Annotated in this window: 16 protein-coding genes; 8 read left to right on the top strand and 8 right to left on the bottom strand. The window is 43.5% G+C overall.

The genetic code is table 11. The features are described from left to right. Positions 1–184 precede the first annotated feature (184 nt). Positions 185–538: a hypothetical protein gene (locus LEP1GSC050_RS09275; protein WP_010570943.1), complete on the bottom strand. Its 354-nt coding sequence runs from the start codon at positions 536–538 to the stop codon at positions 185–187. A 136-nt stretch (positions 539–674) separates the two neighbouring features. On the opposite strand from LEP1GSC050_RS09275, the gene LEP1GSC050_RS09270 reads away from it, so the two are divergent. Further along, positions 675–1118 (top strand): GNAT family N-acetyltransferase, encoded by a 444-nt coding sequence (locus tag LEP1GSC050_RS09270; RefSeq protein WP_010570942.1) that lies wholly within the window; start codon positions 675–677, stop codon positions 1116–1118. Here the strand turns inward: LEP1GSC050_RS09270 and ispF are convergent. Both ispF and nadA read right to left on the bottom strand, forming a co-directional pair. Further along, positions 1115–1597 (bottom strand): 2-C-methyl-D-erythritol 2,4-cyclodiphosphate synthase, encoded by a 483-nt coding sequence (gene ispF / locus LEP1GSC050_RS09265; RefSeq protein ID WP_010570941.1) that lies wholly within the window; start codon positions 1595–1597, stop codon positions 1115–1117. The genes LEP1GSC050_RS09270 and ispF overlap by 4 nt on opposite strands. Then, entirely contained in the window at positions 1597–2568 is a 972-nt protein-coding gene (gene nadA, locus LEP1GSC050_RS09260; RefSeq protein ID WP_010570940.1) for a quinolinate synthase NadA, read from the bottom strand. The genes ispF and nadA overlap by 1 nt, the downstream gene beginning before the upstream one ends. A gap of 246 nt (positions 2569–2814) precedes the next feature. Between nadA and LEP1GSC050_RS09255 the strand changes: the two genes are divergently transcribed. From LEP1GSC050_RS09255 to LEP1GSC050_RS09245, 3 genes are all read left to right on the top strand, one after another. After that, positions 2815–3882, top strand: a complete 1068-nt coding sequence (locus LEP1GSC050_RS09255) for a lipoprotein LipL41 (protein WP_010570939.1) — start codon at positions 2815–2817, stop codon at positions 3880–3882. After that, a complete protein-coding gene (gene lep, locus LEP1GSC050_RS09250; RefSeq protein ID WP_010570938.1) occupies positions 3863–4252 on the top strand; it encodes a LipL41-expression chaperone Lep in 390 nt (129 codons plus the stop codon). Before LEP1GSC050_RS09255 ends, lep begins: the two co-directional genes overlap by 20 nt. Before the next feature lie 336 nt (positions 4253–4588). After that, positions 4589–6502, top strand: coding sequence for a B12-binding domain-containing radical SAM protein (locus tag LEP1GSC050_RS09245; RefSeq protein WP_010570937.1), 1914 nt, complete (start codon positions 4589–4591; stop codon positions 6500–6502). 2 nt (positions 6503–6504) lie between these two features. Here LEP1GSC050_RS09245 and LEP1GSC050_RS09240 read toward each other — a convergent pair whose 3' ends face one another. Beyond that, on the bottom strand, positions 6505–8295 hold the full coding sequence (locus tag LEP1GSC050_RS09240; RefSeq protein ID WP_232225690.1) for a serine hydrolase domain-containing protein: 1791 nt from the start codon (positions 8293–8295) through the stop codon (positions 6505–6507). A 604-nt stretch (positions 8296–8899) separates the two neighbouring features. On the opposite strand from LEP1GSC050_RS09240, the gene LEP1GSC050_RS09230 reads away from it, so the two are divergent. Beyond that, positions 8900–9169, top strand: coding sequence for a helix-hairpin-helix domain-containing protein (locus LEP1GSC050_RS09230; RefSeq protein ID WP_010570934.1), 270 nt, complete (start codon positions 8900–8902; stop codon positions 9167–9169). Positions 9170–9197: 28 nt separating this feature from the next. On the opposite strand, the gene LEP1GSC050_RS09225 is transcribed toward LEP1GSC050_RS09230, so the two are convergent. The 3 genes from LEP1GSC050_RS09225 to galK form a co-directional block, all read right to left on the bottom strand. Further along, complete coding sequence (locus LEP1GSC050_RS09225; protein ID WP_040911252.1) at positions 9198–9809, bottom strand: uracil-DNA glycosylase family protein; 612 nt, start codon at positions 9807–9809, stop codon at positions 9198–9200. A gap of 10 nt (positions 9810–9819) precedes the next feature. Further along, the gene (locus LEP1GSC050_RS09220; RefSeq protein ID WP_010570932.1) at positions 9820–10239 is read right to left on the bottom strand and encodes an STAS domain-containing protein; all 420 of its coding nucleotides are present in this window, start codon (positions 10237–10239) and stop codon (positions 9820–9822) included. A 110-nt stretch (positions 10240–10349) separates the two neighbouring features. Then, entirely contained in the window at positions 10350–11510 is a 1161-nt protein-coding gene (galK, locus tag LEP1GSC050_RS09215; protein ID WP_010570931.1) for a galactokinase, read from the bottom strand. Between the two features lie 148 nt (positions 11511–11658). Here galK and LEP1GSC050_RS09210 point away from each other — a divergent pair, with 148 nt between their 5' ends. From LEP1GSC050_RS09210 to LEP1GSC050_RS09200, 3 genes are all read left to right on the top strand, one after another. Continuing rightward, positions 11659–12999: a glucose-6-phosphate isomerase gene (locus LEP1GSC050_RS09210; protein WP_020987199.1), complete on the top strand. Its 1341-nt coding sequence runs from the start codon at positions 11659–11661 to the stop codon at positions 12997–12999. A gap of 180 nt (positions 13000–13179) precedes the next feature. Continuing rightward, entirely contained in the window at positions 13180–13560 is a 381-nt protein-coding gene (locus tag LEP1GSC050_RS09205; protein ID WP_232225688.1) for a hypothetical protein, read from the top strand. A gap of 347 nt (positions 13561–13907) precedes the next feature. Continuing rightward, entirely contained in the window at positions 13908–14795 is an 888-nt protein-coding gene (locus LEP1GSC050_RS09200) for a hypothetical protein (protein WP_010570929.1), read from the top strand. 27 nt (positions 14796–14822) lie between these two features. On the opposite strand, the gene LEP1GSC050_RS09195 is transcribed toward LEP1GSC050_RS09200, so the two are convergent. Next, positions 14823–15419: a ClpP family protease gene (locus LEP1GSC050_RS09195; RefSeq protein WP_020987355.1), complete on the bottom strand. Its 597-nt coding sequence runs from the start codon at positions 15417–15419 to the stop codon at positions 14823–14825. Positions 15420–15428 lie beyond the last annotated feature (9 nt).

The following is a 15428-nucleotide window of genomic DNA, read 5'->3' as shown; positions in this document are numbered from 1 at the left end:
ATATAGGGTCGAGCGCTCCCACGAGGCCCTCCTCCACCACCCGAACCAGGGTGGGGGCCGGCGGTTCTTCATCGGCGGAATCGCCATTCAGTGAGGTGAGTAAGGCAGAAACAAATGGAATGGCGATTTTAGAGGATAAAAAGGGGGGACAATTCCCTCCCTCGTTACTGGAAATTCAAACCGATTAATCGTTATCTTTGGAGATACTTGCAATCACCAAAGCTCCACCTAACAATCCTAAGTCTTTCAATAATGCCGCGACTTCCTGCTGATTTCCGCCGGCTGCAGGGCCTAAATGAATTAGGACGATATACAAACCGAGTAAAACCGCCAATAATGTCATCGCGAGCTTCGTTTTTTTATTGATGAAGATGCTTACTGCAGCCGCTATCATTGCCACACCAGTTAAATAAATCCAAACGACTTGAAACGGTATGTAAGAAGGTACTAATCCCGCCATCCCCGGTGCATAGATCAGGTGGAAGATCCCGAAGATCAAAAAGGGAACTGCATATAGGTATTTACCTGCGGTTTTCATAAATGAGATTCTCCTAAGAAAGTGTCCATTCGCAAAAAATCAACCGTTGCCTTGCTCGATAGCAATGGGAAAATCCTTCCCGAAAGCGACCGTCAATTCATATTGCTATTTTTGACGCCTGCAAGGAGAAAACGGTTTGCCATTTGGAAAAAAAAAGATTCTTTCTCCGGGTTGGAGAGAAGCTAATATAACGGACGTCGAATATTTATTTGCATTGGAGAAGCTCTGCTTTCCAGATTCTTATTGGTCGAAGGATGGGATAGAAAGTCATATAAAATCTTATTCAGCTTGGCTTCGAGATGAATTCGGGTATATGTTTTTTTTGGATTTAGGCGAGGAAGCCGAGTTATTACGGATTGGAATCCTTCCTTCTCAACGCCGGAAAGGAGAAGCGAAGTTAATATTGCATAGGCTTTGCTTCGCCTTCCAACGGGTATTTTTGGAAGTTTCCAATTTTAATGTCTCCGCCATAGAACTTTACTCTTCTTTCGGCTTCAGAGAAATCGGAAGAAGAAAAAATTATTACGCGTTCGGAGACGATGCGATCATAATGGAGTGGAGTAGTCGTTTAGATTCCTAGTTGGACTTCAGAAGTATGACGCATGTCGCGCCGATTCCTTCTACTCTTCCTAACGCTCCCATTTTTTCGGTGGTTGTCGCTTTTACCGAAACGCAATCCTGCGGGATTCCTAATAGACCGGATAAGGTACGTTGGATTATTTCTCTGTGAGGAGCAATCTTAGGGCGCTCTCCGATAATCGTACAGTCTATGTTTATAAGAGAGAAGTTTCTTTCTCCCATTAGGTCCAAGGTTTTTTTTAAAATTATCTTGGAGTCCATGTTTTTGAGAGAAGGATCCTTGTCCGGAAAATATTGCCCGATATCACCCAACCCTAATGCACCCAGAATAGCATCGGATAACGCATGTAAAATGATATCTGCGTCCGAGTGACCGATTAATGCGTATTCCGAATCGATAGTTGCTCCGCCTAGTATTAAGGGACGGGAGGAGTTTAATTCTAATTTATGAAAATCTAATCCTTGTCCTATTCGGAACATTATTTATAACTAAGCTCCAGCATTCGTTGTACAGCCATTCTTCCTTTTTCTATGACCTCTGGATCCAACTTGATTTCGTATTGTTCGTGCAATAAAGAATCGCGTATTTTTTCCAACGTGATTCGTTTCATATGAGGGCAGGTTCGGCATGAAGATACGAATTGTCGATCTGGAAATTCGGAGCGCAAGTTATCGCCCATAGAACATTCGGTGACTAAGAAGACGTCCTTTGCCCCCGAATCTTTAATAAATTTCGACATTTGAGACGTAGAGCCTGCAAAATCCGAAACGGCGACGACATCCGTGTTGCATTCCGGATGAGAAATCACCGTGACTCCGGGCCATTGTCTTCTTACGGAAAGAATGTCCTCCGCAGTATACATCTCGTGGACCATGCAACGTCCAGGAAAGGAAATGATATTCTTTTTGGTTTGGTTTCTTACGTTTCCTGCTAGATATTCGTCGGGTAAAAAAATGACGGTATCCGAATCCAGCGAATTTACGATATCTGCAGCGTTTGCCGATGTGCAGCAAATATCGGTTTCCGCCTTAACATCCGCAGTGCAGTTTACGTACGTAACTACCGGAACTCCAGGATGTGCGGCCTTTAATTTCCTCACGTCGTCGCGAGTGATACTTTCCGCTAAGGAACATCCGGCTTTCAAATCGGCTATCAGTACTTTTTTTCCGGGCGACATAAGTTTTGCGGTTTCTGCCATGAAGTGAACGCCGTTGAAAACAATAATATCCGCATTTGTTTCGGCCGCCGCCTTGCTCAGATAGAGTGAATCGCCGACTATATCGGAAACGCCGTGAAAAACGTCAGGAGTCATATAATTATGGCCTAAGAGAACTGCGTTTTTTTCCTTTTTGAGTCGATTAATTTCCTGGATTAAGGGAAGTTTTTCCTCGATCTCATGGCCCATATACGTAGATTCTAGCGTTTTGCGGATTTCATCTACCGTTTTCATCTTGCCCCCGGGTGTCTGAGACGCCCTTCTCCTTTTCGACCTCTTCCGATCGGTTTTCGGATACAGAGAAATTTCAAGATTAGGTTTTGTTTCCTATCGGGTTTTGCAAGTGGTTAATCTGTGCTAAAACAGGTCAGACTCGTTTTAAACCCGTTTCGTTCACAAAATAAATTGACAGGAAAAGAATTCTCCGAATCAATACGATGTTACTCCTAAAATCATCCATAAAGGATTGGTATTAACCCAATGAAAAAAATCGCTTCTCTGCTTTTTGCTGGAGCGTTGGTATTGTCACTTTCTAATTGCGGAGAACGCATAGAAGTGGAATATCCCGTATTCCCGAAATCAAAGGAAGGGCGCCAACTTCAAAAATTCCTTGGCACCATTCGGAACGTCGGTCTTGCCGTTGAAAAACCCCAAAAAAGTCTTTGGGAAACCGTCTTCGGAGCAGGTTCCAGCTTTATCGATCAAATGCCTTCGAAAGTGTTCGAAGCTTTTGATAAAGAATCTTATTATAAACTGATCGACTTGAGCAAGCGTGCAGATTCTATAAACGAAGCAACTCTTACTCTTGCCGGAATCACAAAAAGTCGCGTAAAACTCGGAAACCAATTGGGAGCCGAAGCAATTCTGTATATCGGATACCAAAAACCTTATACTGAGTGCGGTAGCGAAATGATGGTCGATTACGGAGCGGCAGCGCTTAAAGTAGGCGGCGCAATCGCTTCCATGGCTTCAGGTAAGAATGTCGATACTGGCAATGCTCCTATCACCAAACCGACTGCTGTTCGCTATATGTTGATTCCTCTAGATGCGACTTTGATCAAAGTCGAAACTGGAGAAGTTAAAAAAGCGGTCGTATCTGATCCTGCAAAAATCGACGCCGGTGTAGGTAACTTGAATTGTCCTTCGGTCCTCGATTCTTTCGGTAAGGCCTTAGACCAAGCTGCAGGTTATATTAAAGACCGTTTATCTCCACAGGTTAAAACTGAAAAAATTAAAGTTTATACTAAGGACGAAGATCCGGACGTTGCTGGATTCCTAGATGATGGATACCAAGAAATCACCGGAGAGACTCCAAGCTTTAAGAAAGCCAAAGAAGCTTGGGAAAAAGCCGATAAGAAAGCTGGCGGAAAGTCTGGCGGGGCAAAAGCTAACTTGGGAACATATTATTTCTCCGTAGGCGATTTTGATAAAGCGATCAAATACTACGAAGACGCAATGAAACTCCAAGGCGTTAACAAAAACGATATCAGAGAACTTCGTAAACGTGTTGAAGCGGCCGCTGCCGTCGATGATAACACTGATAAGTGATCGGATTTCCTGCTTTTTTGGAAGCGAGAAAAGCGGACGTTTAACGTCCGCTTTTCTTTTTTGTATCTTAGCGCTTTTCGCCGTAAGCTGCAGGACGAAACCGAATCCGGAAGAGTGCATGGACGCCCAGGTTCATATCGTGAAATTAATCGCGGACGATGAAAGTATGCCCAAACAGGTTCAGGCATTAATGCTTCGAAGCGTATTGAAACCGGAAACTAACGAAGCAATCGTTAAAACCTGCGTTCAGAACAAAACATTGAAACAAGTTCAGTGCGAGCTCTCGGCGGTTAAGTTTGGAGATTTGCAATCTTGCAAACAGCATGAAAAAATAGAAAACTCGGACCCGAAAGCTAAAGCGGGCAGTTAATTCAGAAGACAGATGCGTTCGCTTGCTCACGCTAGACAGAAGCTGCTATTAGTTGAAAAACTAAATGTTATCTCATACAAAGAGACCTCGGGTCCGGGGGTTTGGAGTAGACGATTCCCCGGAGAGATGGAGTTAATTCGAATGCAGTTTGTTTGATTGAAAATTTGACTTCACTTCGTTCAGTCACCCTTCGGGAATCTCGCTCCCTAAGGGTCGCTCGATTTGGTAGCGGAAGACGCGTGTAACGCGGCTGCAGTGCGGGGGAGACGTCCCCCGTTAGTCCTCAGTTAAGGATTGTCGCCAGTTGCTTTAGTCTAAATCCTGTAATTAGGATTCATGTCTAAGCTCAAACTTGTGCAACTTCCGGTCCCTCCTCCGACCGCCTTTGCCGCGACTGGGAACGTTCCTTTGGCGGCGGGTTGCCTGGCTGTGTCCGCAAGAGTTAACGGCTTGGAAAGAAAAGGTCTGAGCGTCGAAGTTCTAGACCCGTTGATCACGGACCAGGAAGGCGACAGCCGATTGGCGGATCGCATTGCAAAAGACGAACCTGAATTCGTAGGTTTTTCCCTCTATCTTTGGAATTCGGAAAGGAGTCTTCATCTTGCTCGGGAAGTGAAGGCTCGATCTCCTAATACGAAAATTCTCATCGGCGGCCCCGAAGTGAATTCGGACAATCCGTTTATACTTTCCGAAGCGGGTTACGATATCGCCGTGTCCGGCGAAGCCGAACATACTTTTTCCTATCTCTTAGAAGCTCTCTTAAAAAAAGAAGATCCAAGATCCCTGCCGAATATCGCTGTACGAAGGGAAGACGGAAGAATGGGAGAATTTTCTCCCGAAGAGAATGCTTCATTTCCCCTTACCAGTTATCCTTCTCCTTATTTGGAAGGATTCGTGCCTGTGGATCCGGCCAGGTCGACCTACCTGGAAACGGTCAGAGGGTGCAGATCGCAGTGTACCTACTGCTTCTATCCTAAAAGTAGCAACGTACTTAGAACTTTAGATATTCCTGAAACTGTAAAGCTTTTAAAGAATCTAAAAGATAAGGGCGCTAAAGAACTCGTTTTTCTGGATCCGACATTTAATCATCGGCCTGGATTCGAAGATTTCTTGGATGCGATTATAGACGTCAATTCCGATAGGCAAATGAGTATGTTCGGCGAATTAAGATCGGAAGGGATCACCGAGAAAATTGCGGACAAACTTGCTCTGGCCGGTTTCAACAGAATCGAATTGGGAATGCAATCGATCAATAAGGAAACCTTAAAGCGTGTGAAGCGCTATGGAACTCCTGAAAAGGTCGCAGAGGCGGCTAAAATGCTGGCCGATCGAGGGATAGAACTTCTTCTGGATCTAATCATAGGTCTCCCCGGAGATTCTCCGACGGACGTATTGAACGGGATCGAATTTTTTTACGAACATGGGCTTGGAGAATGGGTGCAGGTTTTTCCTCTATCCGTCTTACCCGGTACGGCTATGCGGAAGGACGCCGAGCGGGAAGGATTAATTTATCTACCGAAACCTCCCTATCGGGTCATTCGGACTCCGAATTTTTCCGCGGAGGATCTGAGCTCGACCTTATTTAGTTCCGAAGATCGCTTGGATCGTCGTTTGGATGAGACGCCAAGACCCTTTTTGGCGGACTTTGATCCGAATTTCGACGACGTATTCTGCTTTTCACCCGAGAAAAGGAGAGATTGCGGCATTTCGGATTTAGCGAGGCCCGGCGCGAGACATGTTGCTATTTGGTGGAAATCGAGAAATTTAGAAACCGGTAAAAGCGAGTTTTTCTTGAAACTGAAACAAAGGCTACAAACCGACCCGTTTACAGTAACCGATCTGATCCTTTATCCTGAGCAGCCATTTTCTTTAAAATTAATTAACGAAATTATAATGGAATTTTCAAGTATTCCTGCGTCTTATTTGTCAAGATCTTTGGCCCATCGAGGCGAGAATATGCTTCACCGTATAGTTCTAGTATTATCCAAGGAATCCGATTTTCCGAAGGAATGGGTAGAAGAAGCTCGAGAATATATACCGGTTTTTCAAGAGATGAGTTGGGAAGAAGCGGTTCGGAAGGCGGAAGAACTCGGTGGAGAATTCCCTGCTGCCAGGATAGTCGAAGAGGATTTTCATGCTCAAGCCTGGGCGGCACTGGTAAAAGCTGCGGATCCCGAAACCGTTTCGTTTTCGAATCGTGAATTCGAAAGAAGATGGTGCTGGGAAGTTCTTGGATACTCTGAGAAATAGGGTTATTCCTTTTGTTTTTGCTTTAAGAAATGCAGATTCTTTAAGAGATTCGATAAAGGCACATTCGCCGGACAACCTCTTTTGTTTTTCGCGCGGTTATGCGAATCCGAGCTGGTGATTCTGATCCGTCGCATTTTATGACCGGAATAGTATAAGATTTCCCCTTTTTCATCCCCGCCGAACTTCAACGTGTCTCCTAGATTTCTCCCGTGCCCTAGAATTATCACCGAGTCCTTGTCAACGGGTTTGACCGGGAATATTTCCTCGGTGTCTGCCCAAGGTAATTTCAGAAATAAATGCATTAAAATGAATCCGGCTTCGCTGTCATACTCGAATTGCACTTTTTCTAATATGTCGCCTTGGTCCATACACTCGGGCTTATATAGATTCAATCGATCTCTCCACTCGGGTGGGAGAGGGTAAGGCTCCACTTTCTCGGCAATTCCCAAGATTCCTCCTCTCGGGATTCGAATCGTAGAGAATGCCAAAGCAGGTTGCCCGGAAAATTCATGAAACGAGACTCTGAACTGCTCGAGGTTATCTCTCGCTGACTCGAAGAAGCCGAATAATCTGGGTAGCTTTGGAACGAAATCTCCGTCCTGAAGCGGATTAAGCGAAATATTGAAAGAGAATAGATTTAAATTCGGATTCTTATTTCCGATTTCAAGTTTGTGTAAACCGTGCGGAGACGCATAGTATCCCTCCCATCTTTTCCAGGATAGAATTTCGTCTTTATTCGGAGTTTTTTGTAATTTGGTCTTTTCCGGCAATGATATCATCTTTCCGGACTTTGCCTCGGAGGTAAGAGATAACAAGTCGATCGCGAGATCCTCTAATCCTGTTGATCCTGACGTTAAAGTATTGGAAACTATAAAGATCCCGGTTTCTCTTTCCGGATCCAACAAAAAATAGGAAGAAAAAGGAGGCAAATCTCCACCGTGTCCGGCAAAAACTAGATTATTTTTATCGTCCTTGAATCTCCATAGAGGCAATCCTATCTCGAAATCTAAATCCCTTTCTATTCCTTTGTTTTGCTTAGCGTAGAATTCGTTAAAGCTCCTGTTAGTTAGAAGTTTGTTTCCGTATCTATTTCTCGTAAATAATGCTTTGATAAACGACCCCATGTCGCTGGGAGTCGTTGAAAGAGATCCTGCTGCGATATCCCGGATTTTCGGTACTTTCATTTCCGACTTCCAAAATCCCCCCGCATATCCGATCGCCTTTCCGTTCTCGGGAAGATCGTCGTAAAAGCTAGTATTCTTCATGCCGGCCGGTCCGAATATATATACCTTCATATAATCTTCGAAACGATAACCGCTTGCACGTTCTACGATAATTCCTAATAGGGAAAATCCTAAATTACTGTAAGCAAATGCAGTGTCCGGCTTTCGCGTTAAGTGAATTCCTTGCAATAAGGGAGGAAGTTCGTTGTAGGGATATTTCTCGTATGAATGGTCGGATAACTTCCAATCCTCGAAAATATCCGAAGGTAAGCCGGAGTGGTGCGTTAAAAGTTGTCGAATCGTAAACGGTTTCGCGTCGGGAAATCTTGAGGATAACCCTTTGAGTTCGGGAATATACTTTTCTGCAGGGTCATCCAATACTATTTTTCCGTTCTCCGCTAATTGTAAAATTGCGATCCCGGTAAATATTTTGGAAAGGGAACCTACTTTAAAAATCGTATTTTCGGAGGCTTCGTTTTCTGCGGAAGCTTTTCCTAGTCCGGCGCTTATTACGGTCCTTTCACCATCGACGATAGTGATCCCTAATCCGACGATTCCCTCCGATTTCATTCGCTCTCGCGATTTGTAGAGTGCAATATCTCGAACGAAGGCAGAATTTCCCCGAATTCCCTCTTTAGGACGTACGGGAGGCGCACTCGAACAGGAAAAAAATTCGCAAGCAATCAGAGTTGAAACTGAGATTAATGGTACTCGAACATCCATTGGGCTTCTAACTCATAAGTCGTAGAGATTTTGCAAATATATACGACGGTTATTAGTATTATTCAATAATTCTTTATTGCTTCGCTTATGCAAGCTTGTTGAGAGAAATCACTAAAATCATTTTATTTAGAATCTTATGTCGATCGAGGATTTATTGGCTTCGTCGTTTAATTTATGCAATTTCAGAAATATCTTTGCTAGATACGTTTCGGAACGCGGATAAAAATTCGGAAAAAAGATGCCGATTTGATAGAATCCTTACTTTATTGCCGGGACGGTTTAAGTTTAAAGTATCGGGGGCCGATATCTTTCCGGTTTTGTTTCACGGAAATGACCTGAACGGAAAGCACTGATCGAGATCTGAAATTCGGAATGTTATTCATCCGTTTCCGACTTTTTAAAATTCCGCAAAGGCTTGATTAATATCTATGGGTAAGATATCTTACGGCCTGTGGATTCGGAAAAAAGTTTCATTCTTAAAGAATTTCGTACCTTGCCGGGAGTGGGTAAGGTTATTGCCGAGGATCTATGGAATCTAGGTCTACGAAGTAAGCAGGAATTATCCATGAAAAATCCGGATCTTCTATACGAAGAACTTTGTAAACTTCAGGGAGTCCGAGTGGATCGATGTATGCTTTACGTATTTCGTTGTGCCGTTTATGTTTCCGCTACGGAATTACCCGAACCGGAGAAAATGAAATGGTGGAGTTGGAAGGATTAAAGCGAATTCGTATTTCTTACTGCGATTTTCAGAGCAGCTCTTTTTTTACGATCGGATGAGTGCGAATCAAATCCAAAGCTTTGCCGATCAAAATCTTTCCCTCTGCAGTATGATTCCAAACGTTCAACCCGGATGGGTGAGGTAGTGGAATCCAATCCAACTCCACTCCATGGAATTTTCTGCGAAATTTCTTTCCTATCACACCGTCCAATTTGTATTTTTTATCTTCCAACATTTGATCTATCGCTAATTTACCTATCGGAATGATTAACTCCGGCCGGTTAAAGCGGACTTCGAATTCCAAATACCTCGAGCAATTTTCGATTTCGGACGCGTCCGGTTTGCGGTCTCCGCTTTTTGCTTTTCCGGGAAAACATCTACAAACTGCCGACATGGTTACTTTGGATCGATAGAGCTCCTCTTCCACTCCTATCGAGGCGAACCATTTAAATAATGTTTTTCCGGCAGTATATGCAAACGGCCTTCCGAATCTTTCTTCGTGAATTCCAGGCGCTTGACCAAGACTAAGAATTTTAGATCCAGGAACACAACCGTGAACCGGGTTACCTTCCATTTTTGGGCAAAGTCTGCAATGGAGAAGCGTGTCTATATGTTTCTGAAATTCTTTAGGAGGGAGCATCCGTTATGGATTATGGAGAGAGTAGCTTCCAAGCTTCGGAAGAAGTTGAACCGACACGAATCAGGCTTTTAAGTTTTGTTAGTTCCAAAATTTTATTCACTTGGGAAGAAGGAGCAAAAACCGCGATGCCTCCCTTTCCCGATTTCACGAGTCTCGAGTGAGTAGCCATAAACACACCTAGACCGGAAGAGTCTATGTATTTTACATTTTCCATATTTACCAATAAATAGAGAAACCCTCGGTCGAGTAGATGAAAGAATTTTTCCTTCATAATCTGAGCTGAATATAGATTTATTTCCCCGGTTATCTTTATGACGATAGCTTCCTTGGGAAGTCCAGACGGATTATTACTCGGATCCAAAAATACCCCCAATTCGGGGGCATCATGATCAAATTCCTGACTATCTAAATTAAGTGGAGTTTCCGCCATAGTTTCCAAATGCTTCCGGACTCTAAGTAGCCCTTACGGGAGTAGAATCTGCAGTCTATCGAACAGTCTGTGGTTTGTCCGAGGATTTTTCGACCGTTTTTTCTTTCGGATCAACGATCTTCACGCACTCCATCCGAAATTTGGAAATGATAGATTTCTGCCGGGTGGCCGAATTTTAGATGATATGTGGGGTTTAATTGAGAAAAAAGAGAATCGGATCTTCCACTAAAGTCTAGAACGAGCACGCATCCTCCAAATCCGCCTCCAATCATCCTCGCGCCTATCACTTTTTGCGATTTAAGCCAATTTACGATGAAGTCGGTTTCTGGGGAAGTGACTTGAAACAATCGGGAAAGCGAATCATTGCAAGCAAACAGTTCGGACCCTATTTTCCGGATGTCTCCGGAAATTAAATTTCGAATAACGTTATTCGTTCTTTCCTTCTCTCCGATAACATGGAGGGCTCTTTTCTTTTCCGAAATACTCAATCCCGCAGATTCCACCCATTTTTCTTCCGCATCATAGAGGTTGGATAATTCCGGATGTAGTTGTCTGATTTTTTCTGTCGCCGATTCGACTTCCGTTCGACGTTCGTTATATCCACTTTCCTTTAAGCTATGTTTTTTTTTGGAATCGATTAAATAGAATTCACAATTCCGTAATTCTAACGGATGGAATTCATAATCTAGAGTTTTCGTGTTAAGTGAAATACAGCTTTCTTTCTTAGCGACCGAGATGATCAACTGATCCATAATGCCGCAATTTACTCCGACAAATTTATTCTCTGCTGCTTGACTTAACAAAGCGATTTCTTTAAGAGAAAGTCCCCACCCGAAAAGTTCGGAGAGTGCATAGCAGGTAACAACTTCTACTGCCGCTGAGGAGGATAATCCGGCACCCTGAGGAATATTTCCGCCGAAAGAGAGATCGAAACCCGGCACGGATAACCCTCTTTTTTTAGCTTCGGAGACGACCCCTAACACGTAGTTCGCCCAAGTGCGGTCCTCGTCGTATTTTATTTCTTTGGCGACTTTGGAGGCTTTAAAATCTAGAGAATGCAAGCGATATTCATCGGTCCCATTTTTTCTAACTGCAGCGTACACGCGGAAATCTATTGCTGCCGGCAATACGATTCCGCCGGCATAGTCGACATGTTCTCCAATAATATTGATTCTTGCGGGTGCTGAAAAGAAACGAAATTCGCTCTCGATCGAAATTGGAGTAAAAGAATTTAGGACGGAGGTTAACGCTTCGAATGAATAATTAGGCATACCGGGGAATCGGAAGAATAAAATCCTTTTCGCTTCTCAAAATGCAAGTCGGTTTTGTCATTCGAGTCAAGAACTCGTAACAGTAGACGCTTATCTTTTCCTTGCTATTCGATGCAGGGTCAGTATTCTGCGTGAGTCGGGAGGATATATGACCTTTGCACTCGAATTAAAAGATCGGTTTGCCTCCGAATTTCTAGAGGCAAACCAAAGAGAAGCGCTGTTGCGAGAGTCGGGAGCCGCTCTAGAAAATTTAATTTCCGGAAAGGGAAAGGGGCGAGAATTCTTAGGTTGGGTCAATCTGCCTCAAACGATTCGATCCGAGTCGATCGAGAAAATTTCTTCCGAAGCCGAACGAATTCGAAAACAATCGGATACGATCGTCTTAGTGGGAATAGGTGGATCTTATCTTGGAGCGAGAGCCGTTATCGACGCATCCAAACCGTATTTTTCGAAATCGAAACTAGGTTCTCCTGAAATTGTTTATGCCGGTCATAATCTAGATAGTCGATATCATGCCGAACTCTTAAAGTATCTTGAAACGAGAGAGTTTTCGATCAACGTGATTTCTAAATCCGGAACCACTACGGAACCCGCTCTTGCTTTTCGACTCTTGTGGGACTTGACTAAAAAAAAATACGGGGATAAGGCAAAACAACGAATTATTGCTACGACAGATTCTTCAAAAGGCGCCTTACGAAAAATGTCGGATGCTTTGGGGTTTACTACCTTTGTCATTCCCGACGACGTGGGTGGAAGATATTCGGTTTTGACTCCTGTAGGATTGTTTCCGATTGCAGCCGCAGGAATAGATATTCGCGCTTTCGTAAATGGATTTCAGGAAGCTTCGAATCAATTACTTACACATACCAATCCCGAAGAAAATCTTTCATGTAGATATGCAACGCTAAGAAATTGTCTCTATCGCTCCGGTAGAATCATCGAGGTTCTGTCCAGTTTTACTCCGTCGCTAAGAACGTTCACCGAGTGGTGGAAACAATTATACGGAGAGAGCGAAGGAAAGGAAGGGAAAGGAATTTTTCCAGCCGGAGTAAATCTTACCACCGACTTACATTCGATGGGTCAGTATTTGCAGGAAGGAGAACGTCGACTTTTTGAAACTTTCTTACATCCTCTAACCGTTAAAGAAGGCGTAACCATACCGACGGACAAGGACGACTTGGATGGTCTTAATTTTCTTGCGAAGAAGTCGATGTCAGAAGTCAATCGCCAAGCGATACTCGGAACCTTGAGTGCACACTCCGAGGGAAATGTTCCTTGCATCGAGCTATGCTTTCCGGATACAAGCCCGGAGAATCTAGGAAGTTTAATGTATTTCTTCGAATTAGCCTGCGGTATTTCCGGAACTTTGTTGAATGTCAATCCTTTCGATCAACCCGGGGTGGAAGCTTATAAACGAAATATGTTTGCTCTTTTAGGTAAATCAGGCTTCGAAAACCTTCGGGAATCTTTAAAGAGCAAAGGCATTTAAAGATAGTTGTTAATTGAAATGCTGCGATTTTCTTAGAATTGATACGACGGAGAATGAATTATCTATCAGAATCAACCGCATAGTCTTTCCAATGAGATTTTGTTTCAAAAACGATATATTCCGAGTCGGAATGTATCGTTTTACCGTCTTCTATTTGTCTTTCGAAAACTTTTTTCCAGAATGCTTGACAAGCCATCGTTTGTGAGTCGCATTGAGGGAATGGGGAAAAGGTTAAACGGTTTTCGAATTGTGTCCGCTTCTTTGACACTTTCTACTTTATTATTTTTTCTCCATTTATCACACTTCAGTTCTTATCCAGGGAAAAAATATCCCGTTCCTGCTCAAAGCATAACGGGTGTCGAGACCGAATATCAAGGTGATCGTAATTTCGTAGAAAGTTCGGAAAACTCGGAACTTTCCTTTGACGCGCTTTCACTTGAAAAGATACATAATTCGGCATTTCTCGATTCGAAAGCTTCCCGTCAGGATAGGTTTCAATTTCATTTCTATAAGCTCCTATCTCAATATCTGCTGAATATTCCTCCTCCTGAATTCGTTTAACGAGTTTAACTCTCATCGTAATTGATGGGATAAAAAAGCGGGTTTTAGAACTAAGGGGGCGAACTCCATTTAGATTTTGCCCCATCAACCGAACGGAAGGAAATACAAGGCGACTTAAAATGATTTCAATGCTGCGATTTTCACAAATCCGGTTTCAGCGCTCGGAAGTTCGACTTCCACGTACATATCAAAACTAACGTAGCACCGTATTGTAACCGATCTCGGTAGGGGGTTTTCCCCTCGCCGAGGTCGGGGTTTTTTATGATTTTTTTCCTCGAAAAAGAAGAGACAGGTTAGAAAGACTCCCGATACTTTTTAAGGGAAAGTTTCGACTTTCTCGAAAGCGGATGAACCTCGAATTTGCCAAATGGAATCGCCTGATTCAGGCAATGGAGGCCCGGAAACGAATCGTTTTACACGGGGTGGTTCTTTCCTCTTTTTATAAATCCAATCTTGAAAATTACCTTCGCTTTTGCTTAGAATTCTACAAAAAGACCGACCTTTTACCGCCGTTACTCAGTCTTCTTTCGACGCTTCTTGAGAGGGCGTACCGAGAAAATTGTCTCGATTCGTATTTTAAGAGTAAGGGTTGGGATGCTGTAGGCGACGATCTCGCAGAAAGAGAGGAAGAGTTTCGAAATACTTGGGATTTTTCCGATCCTTTGTCGGTTCGTCCTGTGCTCAAAGAGCAAGGGTTCTATCTAAAGACGACGATTTCGCATAATCAAACCGGTCTTGCAGTAGAGATTTCAAACAACGCGATCATTCCGCTAGAATCTGAAGAAGACTTAACGGAATACTTATCTAGAGCGAAATCATATCAAAATATATCGGAGTATTACGAAGACTACCCTTTCGACGAGGAGGGTAAGGAAATAGGTCTTGCTCTTTCGCTCGTTCAGTTTAAGGAAATCGGTATCAAACCCAATATGCTTCGGTACGATACACCCGAGGGAATGCACGTATTCAGAGTTGAGCTTCCGTTCGGCGAGAAATACGAATCCTTAGTAGAACGTATCGAAAAGGACGAAGAGGTATTGCCATTTCCCGAATACTTCATTAAAGAGGATGAAATTCTCGAGCCTTGGAAGTTATCGACTTGTAAGCATTGCGGAAGAACGGTCGACGATCGAATTTTCTTTCCGGTTGTTCCAGTTGATGTCCCGTTACGGATCGTTTCAGACCTGCCTATGGACGTCGGCATTTGCGCCTGGTGTTTATCTAGTTATATTTAATCGCAAATATTTCGTACGAATACTTCTCTACATGGACGCTTCCGATGAATTCCATGTTTGAAGGATGGAGTCGATAGCTCCGTAGGTTACCGCTTCCTCCGCCGATAGCCAAAAATCTCGATCGGTATCTCTTTCGATGATTTCTAGAGGTTGCCCCGTTCCTTCCGCAATGATCCGATTGATTTCCTTTTTTTCTTTTTCCACCATCGACGCAAAAATACCTATATCGGTAGCCTGCGCTTCGAATCGTCCGGGAACGTGGGGTTGATGTAGCATGATCCTGCTATGCGGATAAGCATACCGTTTGCCTTTGGTTCCCGAAAGGAGTAATAACGCGCCAAAACTCGCCGCAAGACCCATACAAACGGTTCGGATATCGTTTGAGATTAAATTCATTGTATCTAAAATCGCCATTCCGGAAGTATTAGCTCCGCCGGGACTATTTATGATTAACGTGATATCTTTTGTAGAATTTTCCGAAGATAGATATAGAAGTCGATCGATGACGTGCTTCGCGGAAGCATCATCAACTTGTCCCCAAAGAAAAATCTTCCTTTCCTTTAAGTTATTTTCATCCAGACGGACTCCCGGGAGTATTAAATCGGGTAATACAGGTGATTCCATATTTTTCTC

It is taken from the genome of Leptospira broomii serovar Hurstbridge str. 5399 (assembly GCF_000243715.2).
Taxonomy (GTDB): domain Bacteria; phylum Spirochaetota; class Leptospiria; order Leptospirales; family Leptospiraceae; genus Leptospira_B; species Leptospira_B broomii.
The sequence above is the reverse complement of the archived record's forward strand: the minus strand, read 5'-3'. Positions and strand labels throughout refer to the sequence as shown.

Bases quoted from the DNA above. Each gene is read 5' to 3' on its own strand.
- LEP1GSC050_RS09275 (WP_010570943.1), bottom strand. From the start codon at position 538: ATGAAAACCGCAGGTAAATACCTATATGCAGTTCCCTTTTTGATCTTC.
- ispF (WP_010570941.1), bottom strand. From the start codon at position 1,597: ATGTTCCGAATAGGACAAGGATTAGATTTTCATAAATTAGAATTAAAC.
- nadA (WP_010570940.1), bottom strand. From the start codon at position 2,568: ATGAAAACGGTAGATGAAATCCGCAAAACGCTAGAATCTACGTATATG.
- LEP1GSC050_RS09255 (WP_010570939.1), top strand. From the start codon at position 2,815: ATGAAAAAAATCGCTTCTCTGCTTTTTGCTGGAGCGTTGGTATTGTCA.
- lep (WP_010570938.1), top strand. From the start codon at position 3,863: ATGATAACACTGATAAGTGATCGGATTTCCTGCTTTTTTGGAAGCGAG.
- LEP1GSC050_RS09245 (WP_010570937.1), top strand. From the start codon at position 4,589: ATGTCTAAGCTCAAACTTGTGCAACTTCCGGTCCCTCCTCCGACCGCC.
- LEP1GSC050_RS09240 (WP_232225690.1), bottom strand. From the start codon at position 8,295: ATGAAATCGGAGGGAATCGTCGGATTAGGGATCACTATCGTCGATGGT.
- LEP1GSC050_RS09225 (WP_040911252.1), bottom strand. From the start codon at position 9,809: ATGCTCCCTCCTAAAGAATTTCAGAAACATATAGACACGCTTCTCCAT.
- LEP1GSC050_RS09220 (WP_010570932.1), bottom strand. From the start codon at position 10,239: ATGGCGGAAACTCCACTTAATTTAGATAGTCAGGAATTTGATCATGAT.
- galK (WP_010570931.1), bottom strand. From the start codon at position 11,510: ATGCCTAATTATTCATTCGAAGCGTTAACCTCCGTCCTAAATTCTTTT.
- LEP1GSC050_RS09210 (WP_020987199.1), top strand. From the start codon at position 11,659: ATGACCTTTGCACTCGAATTAAAAGATCGGTTTGCCTCCGAATTTCTA.
- LEP1GSC050_RS09205 (WP_232225688.1), top strand. From the start codon at position 13,180: ATGCTTGACAAGCCATCGTTTGTGAGTCGCATTGAGGGAATGGGGAAA.
- LEP1GSC050_RS09200 (WP_010570929.1), top strand. From the start codon at position 13,908: ATGAACCTCGAATTTGCCAAATGGAATCGCCTGATTCAGGCAATGGAG.
- LEP1GSC050_RS09195 (WP_020987355.1), bottom strand. From the start codon at position 15,419: ATGGAATCACCTGTATTACCCGATTTAATACTCCCGGGAGTCCGTCTG.